Origin of the sequence: Klebsiella ornithinolytica NBRC 105727 = ATCC 31898 (genome assembly GCF_001598295.1) — a bacterium.
In the GTDB taxonomy this organism is placed as follows: Bacteria; Pseudomonadota; Gammaproteobacteria; order Enterobacterales; family Enterobacteriaceae; genus Klebsiella; species Klebsiella ornithinolytica.
This window is the reverse complement of sequence record NZ_BCYR01000014.1, coordinates 1-22,468: the sequence shown is the minus strand read 5'-3', so window position 1 is coordinate 22,468 and position 22,468 is coordinate 1. Positions and strand designations below refer to the sequence as shown.

The following is a 22,468-nucleotide window of genomic DNA, read 5'->3' as shown; positions in this document are numbered from 1 at the left end:
GGCCTGTGAATAGAAATGTAAAGCGCATTGACTGCGCCAGGGCGGACAGATTTTATTCATTCGAGTGATGTAAGCAAACGTTTATTATGCAATGAAATGCTTTTTGCATGGATTAGTGTGATTTGGATCGCCTTTATTTATCGCGCTGGTCAATGCGTGCGCCGTAACAACTATTTCAGCTACGTAAAATTAGGTAAAAGGCTGGCCCAGGATGCAAAGGCTCTTTAGAATCAAAGCACTTGCTTTTTATTCTGCTCCGTTAAGGAATTCCCATGCTCAAATCAACTCTGGCGGCGGTGGTTGCCGTTTTCGCCATTTCAGCTTTCTCTCCGGCAATGGCAGCGAAGGGCGATCCTCATGTACTGCTGACGACGTCTGCGGGCAATATTGAGCTGGAGTTAAATAGCCAGAAAGCACCGATTTCCGTGGATAACTTCCTGAAGTACGTGAACAGCGGCTTCTATAACAATACGACCTTCCATCGCGTGATTCCGGGCTTCATGGTGCAGGGCGGCGGCTTTAACGAACAGATGCAGCAGAAGCAGCCGAACCCGCCGATTAAAAACGAAGCCGATAACGGTCTGCGCAATACCCGCGGTACTATCGCAATGGCGCGTACCGCCGATCAGGACAGCGCTACCAGCCAGTTCTTCATTAACATTGCGGACAACGCCTTCCTTGACCACGGGCAGCGTGATTTTGGCTATGCGGTCTTCGGCAAAGTGGTGAAAGGCATGGACGTGGCGGATAAGATTTCCCAGGTTCAGACGCACAACGTCGGACCGTACCAGAATGTACCGTCCAAACCTGTCGTTATCCTCTCAGCGAAAGTCCTGCCGTAAGCCTTTCTGTGCGCGGGTAACATTGCCCGCGCCTCGTCGGCCTCTCTGCGTAACCTGAAATTGCTGCTTATACTTGTGGCAAACAGGGGACGATAAGGGAGGCGACCATGCGTTCACTCACCGATAAGCAAAAATCCCAGCTCTGGGAACAGACCCGCAATGTGAATTTTCAGGCCAGCCGTCGCCTGGAGGGGGCAGCGATCCCGCTGGTGACGCTGACTGCCGAGCAAGCGCTGGCGCGTCTTGCCGAGATCAGGAGGCGCCATGAGCAGTAAATATGGCGACGATCGCGACCCTTACCTCTACCCTGCGCTCAATGTGATGCGTAACCGTCTCGGTATTCGTCAGGCGCAGCGGCTGGAGCAAACGGCCTGGGAAATCACCTCCCTGCGTGCGGCGACGCTGCCGCTGGGACCGCGCGGCCGCGGGCTACCCTACCTCTGTTTCATTCATCATCAGCTCTATCAGGATATCTTCGACTGGGCGGGGCAATTCAGAGAAGTCGATATCTATCAGGGGGATACTCCTTTCTGCCATTTTGCGTGGATTGAGAAAGAGGGCAATGCGCTGATGCGGGCGCTGGAGGAAGAGGGCTACCTCAGCGGAATCAGCCGCGCGACGTTCGTCACACGTCTGAGTTGGTACTACGGGGAAATCAACGTCCTGCACCCGTTTCGCGTCGGTAGCGGCCTGGTTCAGCGAATTTTCTTTGAACAGTTGGCTCTTCACGCCGGGTTTGTGCTCGACTGGCGGGATATCGACCCCGATAGCTGGAGCCAGGCTAACCAGCTGGGGGCGATGGGCGATCCCGAACCCCTTGAGCGGATCTTTCGCAAAGTGGTAAGCGAAGCGTGAGAATCTGAGTAGAATAGCCCGGTTTTATTCTTTCCGGAGCCGCTATGATCCTGCTTATCGACAACTATGATTCTTTCACCTGGAACTTGTACCAGTACTTCTGTGAACTGGGGGCGGAAGTGCTGGTCAGGCGCAATGATGAGCTGACGCTTGAGGAGATCGCGGCGTTGATGCCGGAGAAAATCGTGATCTCTCCCGGGCCCTGTACGCCAAATGAGTCAGGCATTTCGCTGGCGGTGATTGCTCGTTATGCCGGTCAGGTTCCGCTGCTGGGCGTTTGTCTTGGCCATCAGGCCATCGCCCAGGTCTTTGGGGCCACTATCGTGCGAGCGGCGAAAGTGATGCACGGCAAAACTTCTCCCATCTATCATAACGGGCAGGGGGTCTTTCAGGGGCTGAATAATCCGCTGACCGTTACTCGCTACCACTCTCTGCTGATTGATCCCGCGACGCTTCCCGAATGCTTTGAGGTGACGGCCCGCAGTGAAAGCGGAGAGATTATGGCGATTCGCCATCGGGAGTGGGATCTCGAAGGGGTACAGTTCCACCCGGAAAGTATTCTCAGCGAGCAGGGACATCAACTGCTGGCAAACTTCCTCAATCGATGATTTGTAGTTGCCATTGACTGATTTTTTATGCATATTTTGTGATTATATTATCACAATAATGACCGCATAACGAAGAAGGATGGCATGACATGGCAACTGAGCAACCGGTAATTACCCGCGCCACATTCGATGAAGTTATTCTGCCGATTTATGCACCGGCAGAATTCATCCCGGTCAAAGGTAAAGGTAGCCGCGTATGGGATCAGCAGGGCAAAGAGTACGTTGATTTCGCGGGCGGGATTGCGGTGACGGCGTTAGGTCATTGTCATCCGGCTCTGGTCGCGGCGCTGCATGAGCAGGGCGAAACCTTGTGGCATACCAGCAATGTCTTTACCAACGAGCCGGCGCTGCGTCTGGGTCGTAAGCTGGTGGAGGCCACCTTCGCCGAACGCGTGGTGTTCATGAACTCCGGCACCGAAGCGAACGAAACGGCGTTCAAGCTGGCGCGCCACTACACCATTACCCGTCACAGCCCGTATAAGACCAAAATCATCGCCTTCCATAATGCTTTCCACGGCCGTTCGCTGTTCACGGTATCGGTGGGCGGGCAGCCAAAATATTCTGATGGCTTCGGCCCGAAACCGGCGGACATTATCCACGTGCCGTTTAACGATCTGCATGCGGTTAAGGCCGTTATGGACGATCATACCTGCGCGGTGGTTGTGGAGCCGATTCAAGGAGAAGGCGGCGTGATGGCGGCGACGCCGGCGTTCCTGAAAGGACTGCGCGAACTCTGCGATGAGCATCAGGCGCTGCTGGTATTTGATGAAGTTCAGTGCGGCATGGGGCGTACCGGTTCGCTGTTTGCATATATGCACTATGGCGTGACGCCGGACATTCTTACCAGCGCCAAAGCGCTGGGCGGTGGCTTCCCGATCAGCGCCGTACTGACCACCAACGATATTGCCAGCGCATTCCACGCCGGTTCCCACGGTTCGACCTACGGCGGTAACCCGCTGGCCTGCGCCGTGGCCGGGGCGGCATTTGACCTGATTAATACCCCGGAGGTGCTGGAGGGCGTGAAGGCGAAGCGCGAGCTGTTTGTGCAGCATCTCCAGCAAATTGACGCGCAGTTTGACCTGTTCAGCGATATCCGCGGTATGGGGCTGTTGATTGGCGCGGAGCTTAAGCCGCAGTATAAGGGCCGGGCTCGTGATTTTCTCTATGCCGCGGCAGATGCCGGCGTGATGGTGCTGAATGCCGGGCCGGATGTGATGCGCTTTGTCCCTTCGCTGGTCATCGACGAGCAGGATATTGCCGAAGGCATGGCCCGCTTTGCCCAGGCGGTAAAGCAGGTTCTTAACGCTTAATCGCGCGTAGCCAGATGCCGTGATGCGGGCGCTGACGCCATGCCACCGAGGAGATGGTGTGCATGGTGTTCAGATGGTCGAGGATCCGCTGCAGATGTTGCTCCATCGTACTTAACGGCCCCCGGCTCACCTCCACATCCTGCGACTCCATAATATTGACATCGCCAGCGCTGCCGGGACCATCGGAATCCAGCCGCTGCTGGCAACGCTGGAGCGCAATCTCACAAGATTCCAGATAGCGTCGGGCCAGCTCCGGCGTCAGCATCGTATGCTCGCGGGCCAGGGTGGTCATCGCGTTGATATGCTCAACAATAAACTGGCTGTGGGTGACCCACAGTTTCATGTCGTCAAGATAGTGTGTGTTAAAACCGGGTTCCTGCATGGCCTGATTCAGCGAGTTATACAGCGAGTTATGCGCCTGATTGACGCGCATCCGGCGATAGGCCAGCGCCGGAGCCTGATGATCGTCGCTAAGAATCAGCCTGATCGCTTCCTGATCGGCTTCCAGCGCGTCGTGAGCGTTCTTACGCAGTAGCCCGCTTTGCCATTGCGGCCATAGCCAGACCATGCCGCCAAAGGCGATAAGGCAGCCGATAAGCGTATCGATAAGCCTGGCGACAATATACTGCTCGCCGTTGAGCGTCAGAAGCTGCAGGGTATACACCGCCGTCACGGTAAAGCCAACCATCGCCCAGCCATAATGCTTGCGGATAATCAGGTAGCTCAGCAGCGTGACGAACAGCATCGCGGAGAGCGTATAACCCTCCGGGACATGGAAGTGCAACGCCAGTCCGGCGATGGCCAGACCGGCAAGCGTACCTGCCGCCCGATGGACGATACGTACCCGCGTCGCGCCGTAGCCGTTTTGGGTTACAAAAAGCACCGTCATCAGGATCCAGTAAGGCTTGGGAAGGTTCAGGGCACTTCCCATCAGGCTCGCGGCCGTTAACATCACGCAGATACGCGCAGCGTTACGTAACGCCGGTGATTTTAACGAGAGATAGTTTTTTAGCGCGGGCAGCAGCGGCAGACGGCGCTCTTTATCCGCCATCAGGTTGCGAGCGTACAGCGGGCGCTGGGTACGCAGCACCCGGGCTATTCGGCTGAAGTGCCAGGCGCAGAACTGCCCTACCGGGTTGTCCGGATGCTGCCAGGCAATTTTCTCCAGCGCGCCGATCTGCTTATCCATGTTAAAGCGCTGCGGATAGCGGTGGTACAGGATGTCATCGGCCAGCACCCGCAGGCGAGCGGCAACGGTTTGCGCGTTCCAGCGGATCACCGCCTCGGCATGGCTGCGCTCTACCAGTTTTTGTACTTCTTCGGGTTGGTGCAGGCTGACGGAGATATGTTCCTGCAAATCCAGCGCCATCTGAAACGCCCGCAGCAGGCGCTTGTGGTCATTGCGCTGGTTCGCCGCCAGCATATGCATCTGCTGGTAGCATTGGGTGATCAGGTCCACCACCTTCTGCTGGCGCGTGAGCAGCGGCGGCAGTGAAGTGGTGGGATCGATATGCTGGGTCAGCAGGCTGTATTTGGCTTCGCAGTAGTTAGCCAGCTCGCGATAGAGCAGGCTCAGCGATTCGCGCAGCGGCTGCTCGCGCCATAGCCAAAACCAGAACCAGTTAAACAGACCGTACCACAGCGTCCCGAGGGCGTAGATCAGCAGTGGCTCCCAGACGGGCATGTTTCCGGCAAGGCTCAGGGTAAAGATCGCGGCAATCAACGAAGCGGGCAGAAGCCTGGCGTGCAGAGAGCTGATCTCCGCCGTTACGCCGAGCAGCAGCGCCAGGCCGCTGAGAATCAAAGGTAGCGGGATCGCCTGCTGAAGTAGAAGCTGGACGACCAGACTACAGCCGGCGAACAGCGAACCGCCAATAATCAAGCGTTTAAAAAAACGTTTGTGCGGCGTATCCAGACCGGCGACGTTACAGCAGGCGGGCACCAGCGAGAACAGCAGACCTTGCTGTAAATGACCGAGGAGGAGGCCGATTGCGACAGGCAAACACAACACCAGCGTTTGCCGCAGTGCATAGTTGACTTCCGGGTGGTAAATCAGCCTGCGCCACATAGAGGGAAAACAAAAACGGCGTATTGCGCAAGCAATACGCCGTTTTATCGACTTAACGCGTACCGTATACGACGATAGTTTTACCGTGTGCGGAGATCAGGTTCTGATCTTCCAGCATCTTCAGGATACGGCCAACGGTTTCGCGGGAACAGCCAACAATCTGACCAATTTCCTGACGGGTAATTTTAATTTGCATACCATCAGGGTGGGTCATCGCATCCGGCTGTTTTGCCAGGTTCAACAGCGTCTGAGCGATGCGCCCGGTGACGTCGAGGAAGGCAAGGTTACCCACTTTTTCTGAGGTCACCTGCAGACGGCGAGCCATCTGCGACGACAAGCGCATCAGGATATCCGGGTTAACCTGAATGAGCTGACGGAATTTTTTGTAGGAGATTTCGGCCACTTCACATGCGGTTTTCGCACGTACCCAGGCGCTACGCTCCTGGCCTTCTTCAAACAAGCCTAATTCACCGATGAAATCGCCCTGGTTGAGGTAAGAGAGGATCATCTCTTTACCTTCTTCATCCTTGATGAGCACAGCCACAGAGCCTTTGACGATGTAGTACAACGTTTCTGCTTTTTCACCCTGGTGGATCAGCGTGCTTTTAGATGGGTACTTATGAATGTGGCAATGAGACAAGAACCATTCGAGGGTAGGGTCTGTTTGCGGTTTGCCAAGCACCATGCGCGGTTATCCTCTGTTATAAGCTATCTCCGGGTGCCGACACTACACGGCATCCGGGCATGCAATCGTATTGTTTCCCTATGCCTGGGAAACGGGCTGGTGATTTTTCTTCAGCCTGTAATGTGAACTCCTCTGCATACATGCAGTACATCAATGTAATACTGTAGCATCCCGACTGTTTTAGCATAGCTTTTGCCGCATGTCTCCTGGTGTCTCGCTTCAGCATGATGCAGGTCGCCTTCCGTTGCGAGAATTGTTATGTACGCGTAATCTGTCAGGAAAATTGCAACCTTGGAGTTAAATTTTATGCAAGCTCGTGTGAAATGGGTTGAAGGGTTAACCTTCATCGGAGAGTCGGCGTCAGGTCACCAGATTCTGATGGACGGCAACTCCGGAGATAAAGCGCCAAGCCCAATGGAGATGGTGCTGATGGCGGCGGGCGGATGCAGCGCGATCGATGTCGTGTCTATTTTGCAGAAAGGTCGTCACAACGTGACTAACTGTGAAGTCAAGCTGACGTCTGAACGTCGGGAAGAGGCGCCGCGTCTGTTTACCCATATCAACATGCATTTTATTGTCACCGGCAAGGAGCTGAAAGATGCGGCCGTCTCCCGTGCGGTGGATCTGTCGGCGGAGAAATACTGCTCGGTGGCGCTGATGCTGCAAAAAGCGGTGAACATCACCCACTCGTTTGAGGTGGTAGAGGCGTAATGCCAGATACCCGGTGGCGCGATGCTTACCGGGTTGACACCGTCTTGCAGGCCGGCGCAAGCGTAGCGCCGGCCGCGAATTTAAATTGCTTTACCTTCCATCAAGCGCTCCACCAGCGGCGTCATGATGAGCTCCATCGCCAGTCCCATTTTCCCGCCAGGCACCACCAGCGTATTGATATGCGAGATAAACGAGCCCTGTAGCATCGCCAGCAGCCAGGGAAAATCGATATCCGGTAGGTTGCGGAAGTGGATCACCACAAAGCTTTCATCCAATGACGGAATGCCCTTCGCCGCAAACGGGTTGGAGGTGTCGACAGTGGGGACGCGCTGGAAGTTGATATGGGTGCGCGAAAACTGCGGTGTGATGAAGTTGATATAGTCTTCCATTGAACGGACCACGGAATCCATCACCGCTTCACGGGAGTGACCTCGTTCACTGGTATCGCGGATGAGCTTCTGAATCCATTCCAGGTTGACGATAGGCACCACGCCAACCAGCAGGTCGACATTCTGCGCGACGTTATACTGCGGCGTGACAACCCCGCCGTGCAGCCCTTCATAAAACAGGACATCGGTCGGTTCCGGTAGCGGTTGCCACGGTGTGAATGTGCCCGGTACCTGATTCCACGGCACCGCCTCATCATAGGTATGCAAATACTTGCGCGACTGGCCGCTACCGTTACGCCCGTACTCAAGGAAGGTGTTTTCCAGCAGGCCGAAGTCGTTGGCTTCCGGGCCGAAGTAGCTGATGTGTTTCCCCTGATCGCGCGCTTTGCGGATCGCCATGTCCATTTCCGGGCGGGTATAGCGATGGAAGCTGTCGCCTTCTACCTCCGCGGCACGCAGGTTTAGCTGGGCGAAAATTTTACGAAAGGCGAGGCTGGTGGTCGTGGTTCCCGCGCCGCTGGAGCCCGTGACGGCAATCACCGGATGTTTGGCAGACATAACAACTCCCAGATTAAACGATGTGTGGCGCCGCCTTAGCCGTGAAACTGCTTGCGGGGCATGATGTTGACCGTCTCGTGCAGTTCTGACCACACCAGCACGGCTTCTCCGCTTTTCAATTGCTGTTTGACGTCGGCGACTTTATCCGCCAGCGAGCGTTCATGTTCACCATAATCGGTGCCCTCACGCAACACAAAGCTTTCGATCAGGTTATCCAGCGTTTCGGGATCCAGATCGTGCCAGGGAATAATCATTTTTGTGCTCCCAACCAACGGGTTAACCAGTCCGGGATACGCTTTTCCAGCCACATTTCCGGTTTGCGCAGCGTGCCGCCGACGAATCCGACGTGTCCGCCATTTTCGGTCAGCTGATACTCGACGTTTACCGGGAGCTGCTCTTGCGGCGGAATGGAGTGGTGGTCCATAAAAGGATCGTCCTTCGCATGAATGATCAGCGTCGGTTTCGTAATGTCGCTGAGGCGCGGCATGGCGCTGCACTGGCGATAGTAGTCCAGCGCATCGGCGAATCCGTGAATCCTGGCGGTGATCATATCGTCAAACTCGCGGATGCGGCGCATACCTTTGAGCTGGCGGAGATCAACCGGTAGCGAGCCGGGATAGGCTTTCAGCTTACGCGCGGCGTTGGCCTTTAACAGATTGAGCAGATAACGCTGATAGACCCGGGAAAAGCCCTTGTCCATATGATAGCTGCAGGCTTCGAGCATGAACGGGGCTGAGACAATAACCGCGGCATCAAGCGGGACATTATCGCCTTCTTCGGCCAGCAGGCAGCCCAGCATATTCCCGCCCAGCGAATAGCCGACGGCAGCGGTCGGCACCGCACCCCATTCGCGTTGTAGCCAGTGCAGGAACCAGCGGCCATCTTCGGTTTCACCCGAATGATAGATGCGGTTATTGCGGTTGGGTTCGCCGCTACAGCCGCGGAAATGCATCACCACGCCCAGCCAGCCGCGCTGCATGGCTGCATGGATAAGGCCATGAGCATAGGGGCTGTGCAGGCTACCCTCCAGCCCGTGGAACACCACCAGTCGCGGTTTGTGTTGCGCCCCGGCGGGGTCTTCGCTCCACGCCAGATCGACAAAATCACCGTCCGGGAGCTCAAGTCGCTGCCAGTGCGGCGTGAATCCCAGCTTACGGCGAATCAGGCGCGGCAGCATGGTCTGCAGATGACGATTGCCCACGCCGCGCATAGGGTGAAACTCACGCGAGTCGTTTTCGGGGGGCGTCATTTCTGTGGGGGTGATTTCAACCATAGCACCAGAGCAGTTAATCATCTTATAAAACAGTATACCGCGCATGAAGTGCGCAGGTTATCCAATATGTGGTCTTGCGGCCTGTGCTATAGGTTACACGAAATTGAAGCCGGATGAGGACTGCTCTTGCGGGATAAAGATGGCCCGCTGCCCGGGAAGGCTGGAAGGGGAAACAGCCACCGCCAGGAGCGAATGGCTGTGGGGCTGGCTTAAAACATGCTGTTGCCGCTGGCGGTTTTTTCCGGAACCGTCTGAATAACATCCCAGTGCTCAACGATCTTGTTCTGCGCATCGAGGCGGAAAATATCGATAATCGCCCGGGTGACGCCCGGCTCGCGGCCGGTGGACGCAACGTGCAGAACGACATAGTCGCCGTCGACAATCACGCGTTTAATCTCGCTGTGAGAGTCGGGGAATTTCTCTTTCAGAAAGGCGATGAATTGACGAAAGCCTTCGGGCCCATCCTTCGCACCAGGATTATGCTGGATATACTCGTTTCCGAGGTAGGTTTTTGCGGCATCAAAGTCTTTATCGTTCAACGCTTTATTATAAAAAGCGATGACGTTTTCTTTGTTTTTCAATTCGCTCGCGCTGTAGGCGGCAAAAGCGGAGTGGGTCAGGGCACAAAGCAGTGAGAGGGAGATAAGCGTTTTTTTTACCATGGCAATGCCTCTTCGCAGATGAGTGTTGCGGTTTATAGCAGGGGCATATAACGGCGCGTTCCCATAACTCAGCGCCACTGCGTTTATACTCCCTGCCCTATCATAACCCGTTTTAACCTTCCTGTAGCATCTGTTCCAGCTGCTCTTGTGCATCCAGCCAGGCCATTTCACACTCTTCGAGACCGGATTTGGCACTGGCCTGTTGCTGCAGACAGCTGGTCAGCTCTGCTTTGCGGGAGGCATCATACAGTCCGCTGTCGCCGAGCTTCTCTTCTGCCTGGGCGAGCTGTGTGTTGAGCTTATCCATCTCTTTTTCGAGGCGGCTAATCTCTTTACGCAGCGGCTGAGTGAGCGTCCGTAATTCCGCTTCCCGACGTTTCTGGTCTTTGCGGGCCTGTGCGCTGTTACCGCTCTCTTTCGCAACGTCAGACGACGAGCTCTCCTGTTTCTGCGAGTCGCTGAGCCACTGCTGATAATCTTCCAGGTCGCCATCGAACTGCTCGACTTTGCCGTCATGCACCAGATAGAGATCGTCGGTGGTGGAACGGATCAGGTGGCGATCGTGCGAGACCACCACCAACGCGCCTTCGAAATCAATCAGCGCTTCGGTCAGGGCCTGACGCATATCGAGATCGAGGTGGTTCGTCGGTTCATCGAGCAGCAGAAGGTTAGGTCGCTGCCAGACGATCAACGCCAGCACCAGGCGGGCTTTTTCACCACCGGAGAAACGCTGCGTCTCTTCGTTGACCTTATCGCTCTGGAAACCAAATCCGCCGAGATAGTCGCGCAGTTTCTGCTCTGTCTCCTGAGGTGCCAGGCGTGCCAGATGCTGTAACGGGGATTCGTCAGCGCGCAGAAACTCCAGCTGATGCTGAGCGAAGTAGCCGAGCTTAATACCTTTAGCGAGGCCAATCTCGCCATGCAGCGGCTGGAGTTCGCCGGCCAGCAGCTTGATCAGCGTCGACTTGCCGGCGCCGTTTCGCCCTAACAGGCCAATGCGTGAACCGGGCACCAGGTTTAGTTTGATAGAGTCCAGAATCACCCGTTCGCCGTAGCCGGCGCTGACTTTTTCCATTTTCAGCAGCGGGTTTGGCAGGCTTTCCGGCGCGCGGAAACTAAAGTGGAACGGGTTATCGACGTGAGCCGGTGCGATAAGCTCCATGCGTTCCAGCATTTTAATGCGGCTCTGGGCCTGCTTGGCCTTGGTGGCCTTGGCGCGAAAGCGGTCGATATAGCTTTGCAGATGGGCGACGCGCAGCTGCTGGCTTTCATACATCGACTGCTGCTGTGACAGGCGGGTTGCGCGCTGCACTTCAAACGAGCTGTAGTTGCCGGTGTATTCGAACATCGTTTGCTGTTCGATATGAATAATTTTATCGACGATCGGATCCAGGAAGTCACGATCGTGAGAAATCAGAATCAGCGTGCCGGTGTAGCCTTTCAGCCATTTTTCCAGCCAGATGACCGCATCGAGATCGAGGTGGTTAGTCGGTTCATCGAGCAGCAGCAGATCGGAACGACAAATCAGCGCCTGCGCGAGGTTCAGGCGCATACGCCAACCGCCGGAAAAGTCGCTGACCGGGCTTTCAAGCTGCTCATTACTGAATCCCAGCCCGTGCAGCAGACTGGCGGCGCGCGAACGGATGGTCCAGGCATCGATGGCATCCAGTTTGCCGTGCACCGTCGCGATGGCGTGGCCGTCATTGCGCTCGTTGGCCAGTTTTAAATCGGCTTCGAGCTGGCGATATTCGCGATCGCCATCAATAACATAATCAATGGCTGGCTGCGGCAGCGCAGGGGTTTCCTGATTAACCCACGCCAGCTGCCAGTTACCCGGAAAGGTCATACTGCCGCCGTCGGCGCTAATCTCGTTTTTCAAAAGCGACAGCAGCGTGGATTTGCCGCAGCCGTTTTTGCCCACCAGGCCGACCTTCTGGCCAGGATTGATGGTGGCGGTGGCGTTGTCCAGGAGGACCCGTACGCCGCGACGAATTTGTAACGAGGAGAAAACAATCATAAGGCGCCGTATGTTCTGACTATGTTAGTTTGTCATTATGATAATGTAATGTGGTAGCAAATTGCTCCACCGGGCCGCAATGGTAGCCCAAAACGAAGACGATACACAAAGTCATTCTGGTTGCGTCGGGACGCAGCCGTTGTGCAGGCCACCAGAAGACGTTCGGGAGGGGAATGATGTCTCAGACAGCGAAGGTTTTGCTGCTGTATGCCCACCCAGAATCCCAGGATTCCGTGGCCAACCGGGTTTTACTTGAACCGGCTTTACAGTTGCCAAATGTCACCGTGCACGATCTCTATGCACACTACCCAGATTTTTTTATCGATATTGCCCACGAGCAGGAGCTGTTGCGCCAGCATGAGGTGATTGTTTTCCAGCATCCGCTCTATACGTGGAGCTGCCCGGCATTGCTGAAGGAGTGGCTGGACAGAGTGCTGACTCGCGGCTTTGCCAGCGGCGCCGGAGGGAACCAGCTTGCGGGAAAGTACTGGCGTAGCGTGATTACCACCGGTGAGCCCGAGAGCGCCTACCGACGCGATGCCAATCGCTATCCCATGAACGACATCCTGCGCCCATTTGAACTGACTGCCGGCATGTGCCGGATGCACTGGATGAGCCCGATTATTGTCTACTGGGCTCGCCGACAATCGCCTGCCGATCTGAAAAATCACGCGCGTGCTTATCGCGACTGGCTGGCTAATCCCATCGCGGCAGGAGGCATAAATGGAGGGCGCTGATCTGCTTTTAGCGGGAGTCCTGTTTCTGTTTTCTGCCGTGGTGGCGGTGCCGTTGGCCGCCCGGCTCGGCATCGGCGCGGTATTAGGCTATCTGCTGGCCGGCATTGCGATTGGCCCCTGGGGGCTGGGTTTTATTAGCGATGTTGATGAGATTTTGCACTTCTCCGAACTGGGCGTCGTGTTCCTGATGTTCATCATCGGGCTGGAGTTGAATCCGTCTAAGCTCTGGCGCCTGCGCAGCTCCATTTTTGGCGTCGGGGCGGCGCAGGTTGTGCTCAGCGCGGGTATTCTTGGCGGATTACTCATTGTGACCGGGTTTTCCTGGCAGGCGGCGGTGGTCGGCGGTATTGGTCTGGCGATGTCGTCTACGGCAATGGCGCTGCAGTTGATGCGTGAGAAAGGAATGAGTCGCAGCGAGTCCGGACAGCTGGGGTTTTCGGTGCTGCTGTTTCAGGATCTGGCGGTGATCCCCGCGCTGGCTCTGGTACCGCTGCTGGCCGGTTCCGGTGATGACCATCTTAACTGGGTGACCGTCGGGCTGAAGGTTCTGGCCTTCGCCGGGATGCTTATTGGCGGCCGTTTTCTGCTGCGACCTGTTTTTCGGTTTATCGCCGGCTCCGGGGTGCGAGAAGTATTTACCGCCGCAACGCTGCTGCTGGTACTGGGTTCGGCCCTGTTTATGGATGCGCTCGGTCTGTCTATGGCGCTCGGTACTTTTATCGCCGGCGTTCTGCTGGCTGAAAGCGAGTATCGCCATGAGCTGGAGATCGCCATCGAGCCGTTTAAAGGGCTCTTGCTTGGGTTGTTCTTTATTTCCGTCGGCATGGCATTGAATCTGGGCGTGCTCTATACCCACTTACTGTGGGTGGCGGCAAGCGTTGCCGTGCTGGTGGCGGTAAAAAGTTTCGTGTTGTACGGCCTGGCGCGGGTATACGGGGTGCGTAGCTCGGAACGGATGCAGTTTGCGGGAGTGCTGAGCCAGGGGGGCGAGTTTGCGTTTGTGCTGTTCTCACTGCCGGCCTCGCTGCGACTGTTCGAAAACGATCAGATGGCGCTGCTGCTGGTCACGGTCACGCTATCGATGATGACAACGCCGCTGTTGATGACGCTTATCGATCAAATTCTCTCCCGGCGCTTTAACCAACCGGAAGAAGAGGATGAAGCGCCGTGGGTTGAGGACGATAAACCGCAGGTGATTATTGTCGGCTTTGGCCGCTTCGGGCAGGTTATTGGTCGTTTGCTGATGGCCAATAAAATGCGGATTACCGTGCTGGAGCGCGATATCAGTGCGGTTAACCTGATGCGTAAATATGGCTATAAAGTCTATTTTGGCGATGCGACGCAGCTGGAGCTTCTGCGCTCGGCGGGGGCGGAGGATGCGCAGTCGATTGTTATCACTTGTAACGAGCCGGAAGATACCATGAAGCTGGTGGAGATGTGTCAGCAACACTTTCCGCATCTGAATATTCTGGCGCGCGCCCGTGGGCGTGTTGAGGCGCATGAATTGCTGCAGGCCGGCGTGAAGCAGTTCTCGCGTGAAACGTTTTCCAGCGCGCTGGAGTTGGGGCGCAAAGCATTGATTACCCTGGGCATGCACCCGCATCAGGCGCAGCGCGCGCAGCTGCACTTCCGTCGTCTGGATATGCGAATGCTGCGTGAGTTAATGCCCGTGAATACTGATACGCTGCAGATATCACGCGTGCGGGAGGCTCGCCGGGAGCTGGAAGAGATTTTCCAGCGCGAGATGCAGAAAGAGAGCAGGCAGCTTGACGGTTGGGATGAGTTTGAATAAGGGTCAAATAATGATGGCAGTGCGTAAACGTTTTATTGCCGGCGCAAAATGTCCGGCGTGTCAGGCGCAGGATTCTCTGGCAATGTGGCGTGAGAATAATGTCGATATTGTTGAGTGTGTTAAGTGTGGCCACCAGATGCGTGAGGCGGATAAAGAGGCGCAGGAGCACGTCCGTAAAGATGAACAAGTGATTGGCATTTTTCATCCGGACTAGCGTTATCTGTCGCCTTTTTTTAAGCTAGAGGGTACACGGCTGCAGAATTCCGCTACAATCTGCGCCACTATTCTTCCCATGCTCAGGAGATATCATGAAAGTAGCAAAAGACCTGGTGGTCAGCCTGGCCTATCAGGTACGTACAGAAGACGGTGTGTTGGTTGATGAGTCTCCGGTAAGCGCGCCGCTGGACTACCTGCATGGTCACGGCTCCCTGATTTCCGGCCTGGAAAATGCGCTGGATGGCCATGAAGTGGGCGACAAATTTGACGTAGAAGTCGGCGCGAACGATGCGTACGGCCAGTACGACGAAAATTTGGTTCAGCGTGTTCCTAAAGACGTCTTCATGGGCGTTGATGAACTGCAGGTTGGCATGCGTTTCCTGGCGGAAACCGACCAGGGTCCAGTGCCGGTTGAAATCACCGAAGTGGACGACGAGCACGTCGTGGTTGATGGTAACCACATGCTGGCTGGCCAGAATCTGAAGTTCAACGTTGAAGTTGTTGCGATTCGCGAAGCGACTGCAGAAGAGCTGGAGCACGGTCACGTGCACGGTGCCCACGGCCACGATCATGACCACGATCATGAAGGTTGCTGCGGCGGCCACGGCCACGGCCACGATCACGACCACGGTCATGAACATGGCAAAGGTGGTTGTGGTAACGGCGGCTGCGGTTGCCACTAATACCCATCGTCTTTCAGGCCGCAGGCGCGTTGGCCTGGCTTTCAAACCCCGGTGACATCGTTCTCTATGCTGCCGGGAGTTCTCAAGCCTGCCGCCATTCTGCGACTCGACATTCTTAGGGTATTCAATCCGGTAGACATAGTGCTGCCGGAGATAGTCAAGCGGGGAAACCCGCTTTTTTTACGCCTCAATAATGTGGCGGGGGCGTTTCTTCTGCCTGTGATGCGATGTGCGATGATTGGGTCGCTTTCAGTTTTTCAACCATCAAGCGCATATGTTCACGCATCTTCGCCATTTCGATCTCATGGGCGGTGACGGTCTTGTTGAGGTCTTCAATGGTGATTTCCTGAAACGCCAGCCGGCTTTCCAGCTCCGCCAGGCGAGTCTCCAGTGTACTGTCGTGCATGAGTAACCTCTTCTGTCTTATCTCGCGAGCGGATTCTACTCAACTTTCACCCTTCGCGCAGCAACCTCGCGTAAGACAGGAAACTTATTTATACAAAAATAGTCTCAAAACTGGCGATATTCAGGAAGGTCTGTATGTAGATTTGCTCTGCAACGTTCTATAGTACCTTTTTTGCTTTTTACGATAACCCTGGGGTGAGATGCCCCGGCCCTGGAGAAATGGATGAAATCACTGTTTAAAGTAACGCTGCTGGCGACCACGATGGCTGTCGCCCTGAATGCACCGCTGACCTTTGCGGCTGATACTGCCGCGAAGACGGCACCTGCAACGGATAGCAAAGCGGCATTTAAAAATGACGATCAAAAATCTGCTTATGCGCTGGGTGCTTCACTGGGACGTTACATGGAAAACTCCCTGAAAGAACAAGAAAAACTGGGTATCAAGCTGGATAAAGATCAGCTGATCGCCGGTGTTCAGGATGCGTTTGCGAATAAAAGCAAACTGTCCGATCAAGAAATCGAGCAGACTCTGCAAACCTTCGAAACCCGCGTAAAAACTGCTGCTCAGCAGAAAATGGAAAAAGACGCGACTGAAAACGATGCTAAAGGCAAAGCCTATCGCGATACCTTCGCAAAAGAGAAGGGCGTAAAAACCTCTAAATCTGGCCTGCTGTACAAAGTTGAGAAAGAAGGGACCGGCGACGCACCGAAAGACAGTGACACTGTTGTCGTGAACTACAAAGGTACGCTGATTGACGGTAAAGAGTTCGATAACTCCTACACCCGCGGTGAGCCGCTCTCCTTCCGTCTGGACGGCGTTATCCCGGGCTGGACCGAAGGCCTGAAAAATATCAAGAAAGGCGGCAAAATCAAGCTGGTCATCCCACCGGATCTGGCTTACGGCAAAACTGGCGTCCCGGGTATTCCGGCTAACTCCACGCTGGTCTTCGACGTAGAACTGCTGGATATCAAACCGGCACCGAAAGCCGATGCCAAGCCTGAAGCGGCGGCGGATGCCAAAGCTGACGCACAAAGCGCAGACGCGAAGAAGTAATCTGGTCTAAGCCGCCGCCGTTAAAGGCGGCGGCTTTTTTATTTGGGGCAGATATAATTAAAACTGGAAAGTGCCTCAAGCGCTGTATTACTTTAGTTAGCTTAATAATGATGATGAGCCTGCCCTGACAAGCTACACCTCATCTTTCAAGCTGCCTCTGCATTGGCTGCATCCGCTTATTCCGGTTACGCACTGGAGTCAGCCCTGAGACGTGATAAGAGACATGTTTGCCTCTTACCTCGCCAGCTTACGGCTGGTCAAATTCGTTGTGACGAATGTCTCGGACGTGCACCCCTCAGCGCACCTTGAACGGTTTTGTGTAAAAAATGACAGGCTCCTGAAAAGGAGTGCTTTTTTTCATGTCCAGGTCGCTTTTAACCAACGAAACCAGTGAGCTTGACCTGCTGGATCAACGTCCTTTCGACCAGACCGACTTCGATATCCTCAAATCCTATGAAGCGGTTGTGGACGGGTTAGCGATGCTCATTGGTTCCCATTGTGAGATCGTGCTGCATTCTTTACAGGATCTGAAATGCTCCGCCATCCGCATCGCCAACGGTGAGCATACCGGGCGCCAAATCGGCTCGCCGATAACCGATCTTGCGCTGCGCATGCTGCATGATATGACGGGGGCCGATAGCAGCGTATCCAAGTGCTACTTTACGCGGGCTAAGAGCGGAGTCCTGATGAAGTCCGTCACGATCGCCATTCGCAACCGTGAGCATCGGGTCATCGGTCTGCTGTGCATCAACATGAACCTTGATGTGCCGTTCTCACAGATAATGAGCACCTTTATTCCGCCGGAAACGCCGGAGGTGAACTCTCAGGTTAACTTTGCCTCGTCCGTCGATGATTTGGTCGCTCAAACTCTTGAGTTCACTATCGAAGAAGTGAATGCCGATCGTAATGTTTCCAACAATGCTAAAAATCGCCAGATTGTCCTGAATCTCTACGAGAAAGGGATCTTTGATATCAAAGATGCCATCAACCAGGTTGCCGATCGGCTGAATATTTCCAAACATACGGTCTATCTCTATATTCGTCAGTTCAAGAGCGGCGATTTCCAGGGGCTGGATAAGTAATGCGTTTTGCCATTACGGTAACGGGGCCAGCCTACGGTACGCAGCAGGCCAGCAGCGCCTGGCAGTTTGCCCAGGCCGTTTTGCAAGAGGGTCATGATCTGGTCTGTGTCTTCTTCTATCGTGAAGGTGTCTACAACGCAAACCAGCTGACGGCGCCCGCCAGCGATGAATTTGATCTGGTACGCGCGTGGCAGCGGCTGCATGACGATCATGCTGTCGCGCTGCACATCTGCGTGGCGGCGGCCCTGCGTCGCGGTGTCACCGATGAACAAGAAGCTCAGCAGCTGGGGTTACCGGGTCATAATCTGCAGCCCGGATTTACGCTGAGCGGCCTGGGCGCGCTGGCGGAAGCCTCATTAACCTGCGATCGGATGGTGCAGTTCTGATGAAACGCGTTGCTTTTGTTTTTTCTTCTGCCCCGCATGGTTCTGCTTCGGGTCGGGAAGGTCTGGATGCGCTGCTGGCGACCTCCGCGCTGAGCGATGAGATCGGCGTATTCTTTGTCGGCGACGGCGTCTTTCAGCTGCTGCCCGGGCAACAACCGTCGGCGGTACTTGCCCGCGATTACATCGCGACCTTTAAACTCTTGCCGCTGTACGATATTGACGCGTGCTGGATATGTGCAGCGTCTGCCCGCGAACGCGGCCTGAATGCCGGGACGGCGTGGGTGGTGGATGCCGAGTGGCTTGAGCCCGAAGCGCTGCGCGCCCGACTCGATGATTTCAACGTGATTTTACGTTTCTGAGGCCCGAATGCTCCACACACTCAGCTCGTCCCCGTGGCACACCGATCTCCGCGCGATGCTACGCCTGGTAAAGGATGGCGACGATCTCCTGCTGCTTTCTGATGGCGTGATTGCGGCCATCGCCGGCGGACCTTTCCTTGAAATCCTGCGCTCTGCCCCCATAACCATTCATGCTCTGCAAGACGATATCGATGCCCGCGGGCTGGCTGGTCAAATTGCGGACAGTGTCGTCAGGGTTGGCTATACTGATTTCGTCAGAATGTCGGTCAAACATCCTGGACAGTTGTCCTGGTAATGGCGGGATCGTTGTATATTTCTTGACACCTTTTCGGCACCGCCCTAAAATTCTGCGTCCTCATATTATATGAGGCGATTTATTACGTGTTTACGAAGCAAAAGCTAAAACCAGGAGCTATTTAATGGCAACAATTAACCAGCTGGTACGCAAACCACGCGCACGCAAAGTTGCAAAGAGCAACGTGCCTGCACTGGAAGCCTGCCCGCAGAAACGTGGCGTATGTACTCGCGTATATACTACCACTCCTAAAAAACCGAACTCCGCACTGCGTAAAGTTTGCCGTGTTCGTCTGACTAACGGTTTCGAAGTCACCTCCTACATCGGCGGTGAAGGTCACAACCTGCAGGAACACTCCGTGATCCTGATCCGTGGCGGTCGTGTTAAAGACCTTCCGGGTGTTCGTTACCACACCGTTCGTGGTGCGCTTGACTGCTCCGGCGTTAAAGACCGTAAGCAAGCTCGCTCCAAGTATGGCGTGAAGCGTCCTAAGGCTTAATGGTTCTCCGTTAAGTAAGGCCAAACGTTTTATATTAATGTCAAACTAAACTCTTTGAGTTTTGGACAATCCTGAATTAACAACGGAGTATTTCCATGCCACGTCGTCGCGTCATTGGTCAGCGTAAAATCCTTCCAGATCCTAAGTTCGGATCAGAACTGCTGGCAAAATTTGTAAACATCCTGATGGTAGATGGTAAAAAATCTACTGCAGAAGCTATCGTATACAGCGCGCTGGAGACCCTGGCTCAGCGCTCTGGTAAAAATGAACTGGAAGCTTTCGAAGTCGCTCTGGACAACGTCCGTCCGACCGTCGAAGTTAAGTCCCGCCGCGTAGGTGGTTCTACTTACCAGGTTCCAGTTGAAGTCCGTCCGGTTCGTCGTAATGCCCTGGCAATGCGTTGGATCGTAGAAGCTGCTCGTAAACGTGGTGATAAATCCATGGCTCTGCGTCTGGCGAACGAACTTTCTGACGCTGCAGACAACAAAGGTACTGCAGTTAAGAAACGTGAAGACGTTCACCGCATGGCAGAAGCCAACAAGGCGTTCGCTCACTACCGTTGGTAATCCCTTCGGAGTCATAGTCACCAGGCGGGCGCTTCAGGTAAGTCGCCCGGGCTGGATAACTTAACTGAACGCCTAAAGAAATAAACGAGGAATCAAATGGCTCGTACAACACCCATCGCACGCTACCGTAACATCGGTATCAGTGCGCACATCGACGCCGGTAAAACCACTACTACCGAACGTATTCTGTTCTACACCGGTGTAAACCACAAAATCGGTGAAGTTCATGACGGCGCAGCAACCATGGACTGGATGGAGCAGGAGCAGGAGCGTGGTATCACTATCACCTCCGCAGCGACTACTGCATTCTGGTCTGGTATGGCTAAGCAGTATGAACCGCATCGCGTTAACATCATCGACACCCCGGGGCACGTTGACTTCACTATTGAAGTAGAACGTTCCATGCGTGTGCTTGATGGTGCGGTAATGGTTTACTGCGCAGTTGGTGGTGTTCAGCCGCAGTCTGAAACCGTATGGCGTCAGGCAAACAAATATAAAGTTCCGCGCATTGCGTTCGTTAACAAAATGGACCGCATGGGTGCGAACTTCCTGAAAGTTGTTGGTCAGATCAAAACCCGTCTGGGCGCGAACCCGGTTCCGCTGCAGCTGGCAATTGGTGCTGAAGAAGGTTTCACCGGTGTTGTTGACCTGGTGAAAATGAAAGCCATCAACTGGAACGAAGAAGACGCAGGCGTAACCTTCACCTATGAAGATATCCCGGCTGACATGCAGGATCTGGCTGAAGAATGGCACCAGAACCTGATCGAGTCCGCTGCAGAAGCTTCAGAAGAGCTGATGGAGAAATACCTGGGTGGTGAAGAACTGACTGAAGAAGAGATCAAAAAAGCTCTGCGTCAGCGTGTTCTGAACAACGAAATCATCCTGGTAACCTGTGGTTCTGCGTTCAAGAACAAAGGTGTTCAGGCGATGCTGGATGCGGTAATTGATTACCTGCCATCCCCGGTTGATGTACCTGCGATCAACGGTATTCTGGACGACGGTAAAGATACCCCGGCTGAGCGTCACGCTAGCGATGAAGAGCCGTTTGCTGCTCTGGCATTTAAAATCGCTACCGACCCGTTCGTGGGTAACCTGACCTTCTTCCGCGTTTACTCCGGTGTGGTTAACTCTGGTGATACCATCCTGAACTCCGTGAAATCTGCACGTGAGCGTTTCGGTCGTATCGTACAGATGCACGCTAACAAACGTGAAGAGATCAAAGAAGTTCGCGCGGGCGACATCGCTGCTGCTATCGGTCTGAAAGACGTGACTACTGGTGACACCCTGTGTAACCCGGATCACCCGATCATTCTGGAGCGTATGGAATTCCCTGAGCCGGTAATCTCCATCGCTGTTGAACCGAAAACCAAAGCTGACCAGGAAAAAATGGGTCTGGCTCTGGGTCGTCTGGCGAAAGAAGACCCGTCATTCCGCGTATGGACTGACGAAGAATCTAACCAGACCATTATCGCCGGTATGGGTGAGCTGCACCTCGACATCATCGTTGACCGTATGAAGCGTGAATTCAACGTTGAAGCGAACGTCGGTAAACCTCAGGTTGCTTACCGCGAAGCGATTCGTGCGAAAGTTACCGATATCGAAGGTAAACATGCCAAGCAGTCTGGTGGTCGCGGTCAGTATGGTCATGTTGTTATCGACATGTACCCGCTGGAGCCGGGCTCAAATCCGAAAGGATACGAGTTCATCAACGACATCAAAGGTGGTGTAATTCCTGGCGAATACATCCCGGCCGTTGATAAAGGCATCCAGGAACAGCTGAAAGCTGGTCCGCTGGCAGGTTACCCGGTAGTTGATCTCGGCGTGCGTCTGCACTTCGGTTCTTACCATGACGTTGACTCCTCTGAACTGGCGTTTAAACTGGCCGCTTCTATTGCCTTCAAAGATGGCTTTAAGAAAGCGAAACCAGTTCTGCTTGAGCCGATCATGAAGGTTGAAGTAGAAACTCCGGAAGAGAACACTGGTGACGTCATCGGTGACCTTAGCCGTCGTCGTGGTATGCTGCGTGGTCAAGAATCCAACGTTACTGGCGTTGTGATTCACGCTGAAGTTCCGCTGTCTGAAATGTTCGGATATGCAACTCAGCTGCGTTCTCTGACCAAAGGTCGTGCTTCTTACTCCATGGAGTTCCTGAAGTATGATGACGCGCCGAACAACGTTGCTCAGGCCGTAATTGAAGCCCGTGGTAAATAAGCCGTAGGGTTAAAACCAAAATCCCGTGCTCTCTCCTGAAGGGGAGAGCGCTATAGTAAGGAATATAGCCGTGTCTAAAGAAAAATTTGAACGTACAAAACCGCACGTCAACGTCGGTACTATCGGCCACGTTGACCATGGTAAAACTACTCTGACCGCTGCAATCACTACCGTTCTGGCTAAAACCTACGGTGGTTCTGCTCGT

General features: G+C 54.6%; 27 protein-coding genes. 19 read left to right on the top strand and 8 right to left on the bottom strand.

The window, feature by feature from the left end:
• Nucleotides 1–272 precede the first annotated feature (272 nt).
• The 5 genes from ppiA (at nucleotide 273) to argD (ending at nucleotide 3,615) form a co-directional block, all read left to right on the top strand.
• On the top strand, nucleotides 273–842 hold the full coding sequence (gene ppiA / locus ROR01S_RS21680) for a peptidylprolyl isomerase A (RefSeq protein ID WP_004868429.1): 570 nt from the start codon (nucleotides 273–275) through the stop codon (nucleotides 840–842).
• Between the two features lie 107 nt (nucleotides 843–949).
• Entirely contained in the window at nucleotides 950–1,117 is a 168-nt protein-coding gene (ficA, locus tag ROR01S_RS26520) for a FicA/YhfG family antitoxin (protein WP_015585620.1), read from the top strand.
• Complete coding sequence (locus ROR01S_RS21675) at nucleotides 1,107–1,697, top strand: putative adenosine monophosphate-protein transferase Fic (RefSeq protein WP_004868424.1); 591 nt, start codon at nucleotides 1,107–1,109, stop codon at nucleotides 1,695–1,697. Before ficA ends, ROR01S_RS21675 begins: the two co-directional genes overlap by 11 nt.
• Nucleotides 1,698–1,741: 44 nt before the next feature.
• On the top strand, nucleotides 1,742–2,305 hold the full coding sequence (pabA, locus tag ROR01S_RS21670; protein ID WP_004868423.1) for an aminodeoxychorismate synthase component 2: 564 nt from the start codon (nucleotides 1,742–1,744) through the stop codon (nucleotides 2,303–2,305).
• A gap of 89 nt (nucleotides 2,306–2,394) precedes the next feature.
• Nucleotides 2,395–3,615 (top strand): bifunctional acetylornithine/succinyldiaminopimelate transaminase, encoded by a 1,221-nt coding sequence (gene argD / locus ROR01S_RS21665; protein WP_004868421.1) that lies wholly within the window; start codon nucleotides 2,395–2,397, stop codon nucleotides 3,613–3,615.
• Here the strand turns inward: argD and ROR01S_RS21660 are convergent.
• Nucleotides 3,605–5,683, bottom strand: a complete 2,079-nt coding sequence (locus ROR01S_RS21660) for a YccS/YhfK family putative transporter (protein WP_064359868.1) — start codon at nucleotides 5,681–5,683, stop codon at nucleotides 3,605–3,607. The genes argD and ROR01S_RS21660 overlap by 11 nt on opposite strands.
• A 52-nt stretch (nucleotides 5,684–5,735) precedes the next feature.
• On the bottom strand, nucleotides 5,736–6,368 hold the full coding sequence (gene crp, locus ROR01S_RS21655; protein WP_000242758.1) for a cAMP-activated global transcriptional regulator CRP: 633 nt from the start codon (nucleotides 6,366–6,368) through the stop codon (nucleotides 5,736–5,738).
• A gap of 306 nt (nucleotides 6,369–6,674) precedes the next feature.
• On the opposite strand from crp, the gene ROR01S_RS21650 reads away from it, so the two are divergent.
• Entirely contained in the window at nucleotides 6,675–7,079 is a 405-nt protein-coding gene (locus tag ROR01S_RS21650) for an OsmC family protein (RefSeq protein ID WP_004868418.1), read from the top strand.
• An 80-nt stretch (nucleotides 7,080–7,159) separates the two neighbouring features.
• Here ROR01S_RS21650 and ROR01S_RS21645 read toward each other — a convergent pair whose 3' ends face one another.
• The 5 genes from ROR01S_RS21645 to ROR01S_RS21625 form a co-directional block, all read right to left on the bottom strand.
• Nucleotides 7,160–8,026, bottom strand: a complete 867-nt coding sequence (locus ROR01S_RS21645; RefSeq protein ID WP_004868415.1) for a phosphoribulokinase — start codon at nucleotides 8,024–8,026, stop codon at nucleotides 7,160–7,162.
• A 35-nt stretch (nucleotides 8,027–8,061) separates the two neighbouring features.
• Nucleotides 8,062–8,280 carry a YheU family protein gene (locus ROR01S_RS21640; RefSeq protein WP_004868412.1) on the bottom strand — a complete coding sequence of 73 codons (219 nt, stop codon included), beginning with the start codon at nucleotides 8,278–8,280 and terminating at the stop codon, nucleotides 8,062–8,064.
• Nucleotides 8,277–9,275 (bottom strand): hydrolase, encoded by a 999-nt coding sequence (locus ROR01S_RS21635; RefSeq protein ID WP_463666835.1) that lies wholly within the window; start codon nucleotides 9,273–9,275, stop codon nucleotides 8,277–8,279. The genes ROR01S_RS21640 and ROR01S_RS21635 overlap by 4 nt, the downstream gene beginning before the upstream one ends.
• Before the next feature lie 233 nt (nucleotides 9,276–9,508).
• Nucleotides 9,509–9,961, bottom strand: a complete 453-nt coding sequence (locus tag ROR01S_RS21630; protein WP_004868408.1) for a nuclear transport factor 2 family protein — start codon at nucleotides 9,959–9,961, stop codon at nucleotides 9,509–9,511.
• 112 nt (nucleotides 9,962–10,073) lie between these two features.
• Entirely contained in the window at nucleotides 10,074–11,978 is a 1,905-nt protein-coding gene (locus ROR01S_RS21625; protein ID WP_064359867.1) for an ABC transporter ATP-binding protein, read from the bottom strand.
• Between the two features lie 173 nt (nucleotides 11,979–12,151).
• On the opposite strand from ROR01S_RS21625, the gene kefG reads away from it, so the two are divergent.
• From kefG to slyD, 4 genes are all read left to right on the top strand, one after another.
• Nucleotides 12,152–12,715: a glutathione-regulated potassium-efflux system ancillary protein KefG gene (kefG, locus tag ROR01S_RS21620; protein ID WP_048023446.1), complete on the top strand. Its 564-nt coding sequence runs from the start codon at nucleotides 12,152–12,154 to the stop codon at nucleotides 12,713–12,715.
• A complete protein-coding gene (gene kefB, locus ROR01S_RS21615; protein WP_004868400.1) occupies nucleotides 12,702–14,507 on the top strand; it encodes a glutathione-regulated potassium-efflux system protein KefB in 1,806 nt (601 codons plus the stop codon). The genes kefG and kefB overlap by 14 nt, the downstream gene beginning before the upstream one ends.
• 13 nt (nucleotides 14,508–14,520) lie before the next feature.
• Complete coding sequence (locus ROR01S_RS21610) at nucleotides 14,521–14,721, top strand: YheV family putative zinc ribbon protein (protein ID WP_015585624.1); 201 nt, start codon at nucleotides 14,521–14,523, stop codon at nucleotides 14,719–14,721.
• Between the two features lie 94 nt (nucleotides 14,722–14,815).
• Nucleotides 14,816–15,406 (top strand): peptidylprolyl isomerase, encoded by a 591-nt coding sequence (slyD, locus tag ROR01S_RS21605; RefSeq protein WP_032690477.1) that lies wholly within the window; start codon nucleotides 14,816–14,818, stop codon nucleotides 15,404–15,406.
• 187 nt (nucleotides 15,407–15,593) lie between these two features.
• On the opposite strand, the gene ROR01S_RS21600 is transcribed toward slyD, so the two are convergent.
• Complete coding sequence (locus ROR01S_RS21600; protein WP_004868395.1) at nucleotides 15,594–15,812, bottom strand: protein SlyX; 219 nt, start codon at nucleotides 15,810–15,812, stop codon at nucleotides 15,594–15,596.
• A 222-nt stretch (nucleotides 15,813–16,034) separates the two neighbouring features.
• On the opposite strand from ROR01S_RS21600, the gene fkpA reads away from it, so the two are divergent.
• From fkpA to ROR01S_RS26505, 9 genes are all read left to right on the top strand, one after another.
• Complete coding sequence (fkpA, locus tag ROR01S_RS21595; protein ID WP_015585625.1) at nucleotides 16,035–16,865, top strand: FKBP-type peptidyl-prolyl cis-trans isomerase; 831 nt, start codon at nucleotides 16,035–16,037, stop codon at nucleotides 16,863–16,865.
• Between the two features lie 359 nt (nucleotides 16,866–17,224).
• Complete coding sequence (locus ROR01S_RS21590; RefSeq protein ID WP_004868391.1) at nucleotides 17,225–17,947, top strand: helix-turn-helix transcriptional regulator; 723 nt, start codon at nucleotides 17,225–17,227, stop codon at nucleotides 17,945–17,947.
• Nucleotides 17,947–18,333 carry a sulfurtransferase complex subunit TusD gene (gene tusD / locus ROR01S_RS21585; protein ID WP_015585626.1) on the top strand — a complete coding sequence of 129 codons (387 nt, stop codon included), beginning with the start codon at nucleotides 17,947–17,949 and terminating at the stop codon, nucleotides 18,331–18,333. Before ROR01S_RS21590 ends, tusD begins: the two co-directional genes overlap by 1 nt.
• Complete coding sequence (tusC, locus tag ROR01S_RS21580; RefSeq protein WP_004868388.1) at nucleotides 18,333–18,692, top strand: sulfurtransferase complex subunit TusC; 360 nt, start codon at nucleotides 18,333–18,335, stop codon at nucleotides 18,690–18,692. The genes tusD and tusC overlap by 1 nt, the downstream gene beginning before the upstream one ends.
• Before the next feature lie 7 nt (nucleotides 18,693–18,699).
• Entirely contained in the window at nucleotides 18,700–18,987 is a 288-nt protein-coding gene (gene tusB, locus ROR01S_RS26510) for a sulfurtransferase complex subunit TusB (protein ID WP_004868385.1), read from the top strand.
• 124 nt (nucleotides 18,988–19,111) lie between these two features.
• On the top strand, nucleotides 19,112–19,486 hold the full coding sequence (gene rpsL, locus ROR01S_RS21570) for a 30S ribosomal protein S12 (RefSeq protein ID WP_002920115.1): 375 nt from the start codon (nucleotides 19,112–19,114) through the stop codon (nucleotides 19,484–19,486).
• Nucleotides 19,487–19,581: 95 nt separating this feature from the next.
• Nucleotides 19,582–20,052, top strand: a complete 471-nt coding sequence (rpsG, locus tag ROR01S_RS21565; protein ID WP_004106370.1) for a 30S ribosomal protein S7 — start codon at nucleotides 19,582–19,584, stop codon at nucleotides 20,050–20,052.
• A 96-nt stretch (nucleotides 20,053–20,148) separates the two neighbouring features.
• Nucleotides 20,149–22,263 (top strand): elongation factor G, encoded by a 2,115-nt coding sequence (gene fusA / locus ROR01S_RS21560; RefSeq protein ID WP_004868382.1) that lies wholly within the window; start codon nucleotides 20,149–20,151, stop codon nucleotides 22,261–22,263.
• A 70-nt stretch (nucleotides 22,264–22,333) separates the two neighbouring features.
• Nucleotides 22,334–22,468: GTP-binding protein (locus ROR01S_RS26505; RefSeq protein WP_009484166.1), on the top strand; the 135-nt coding region annotated here is incomplete at its 3' end.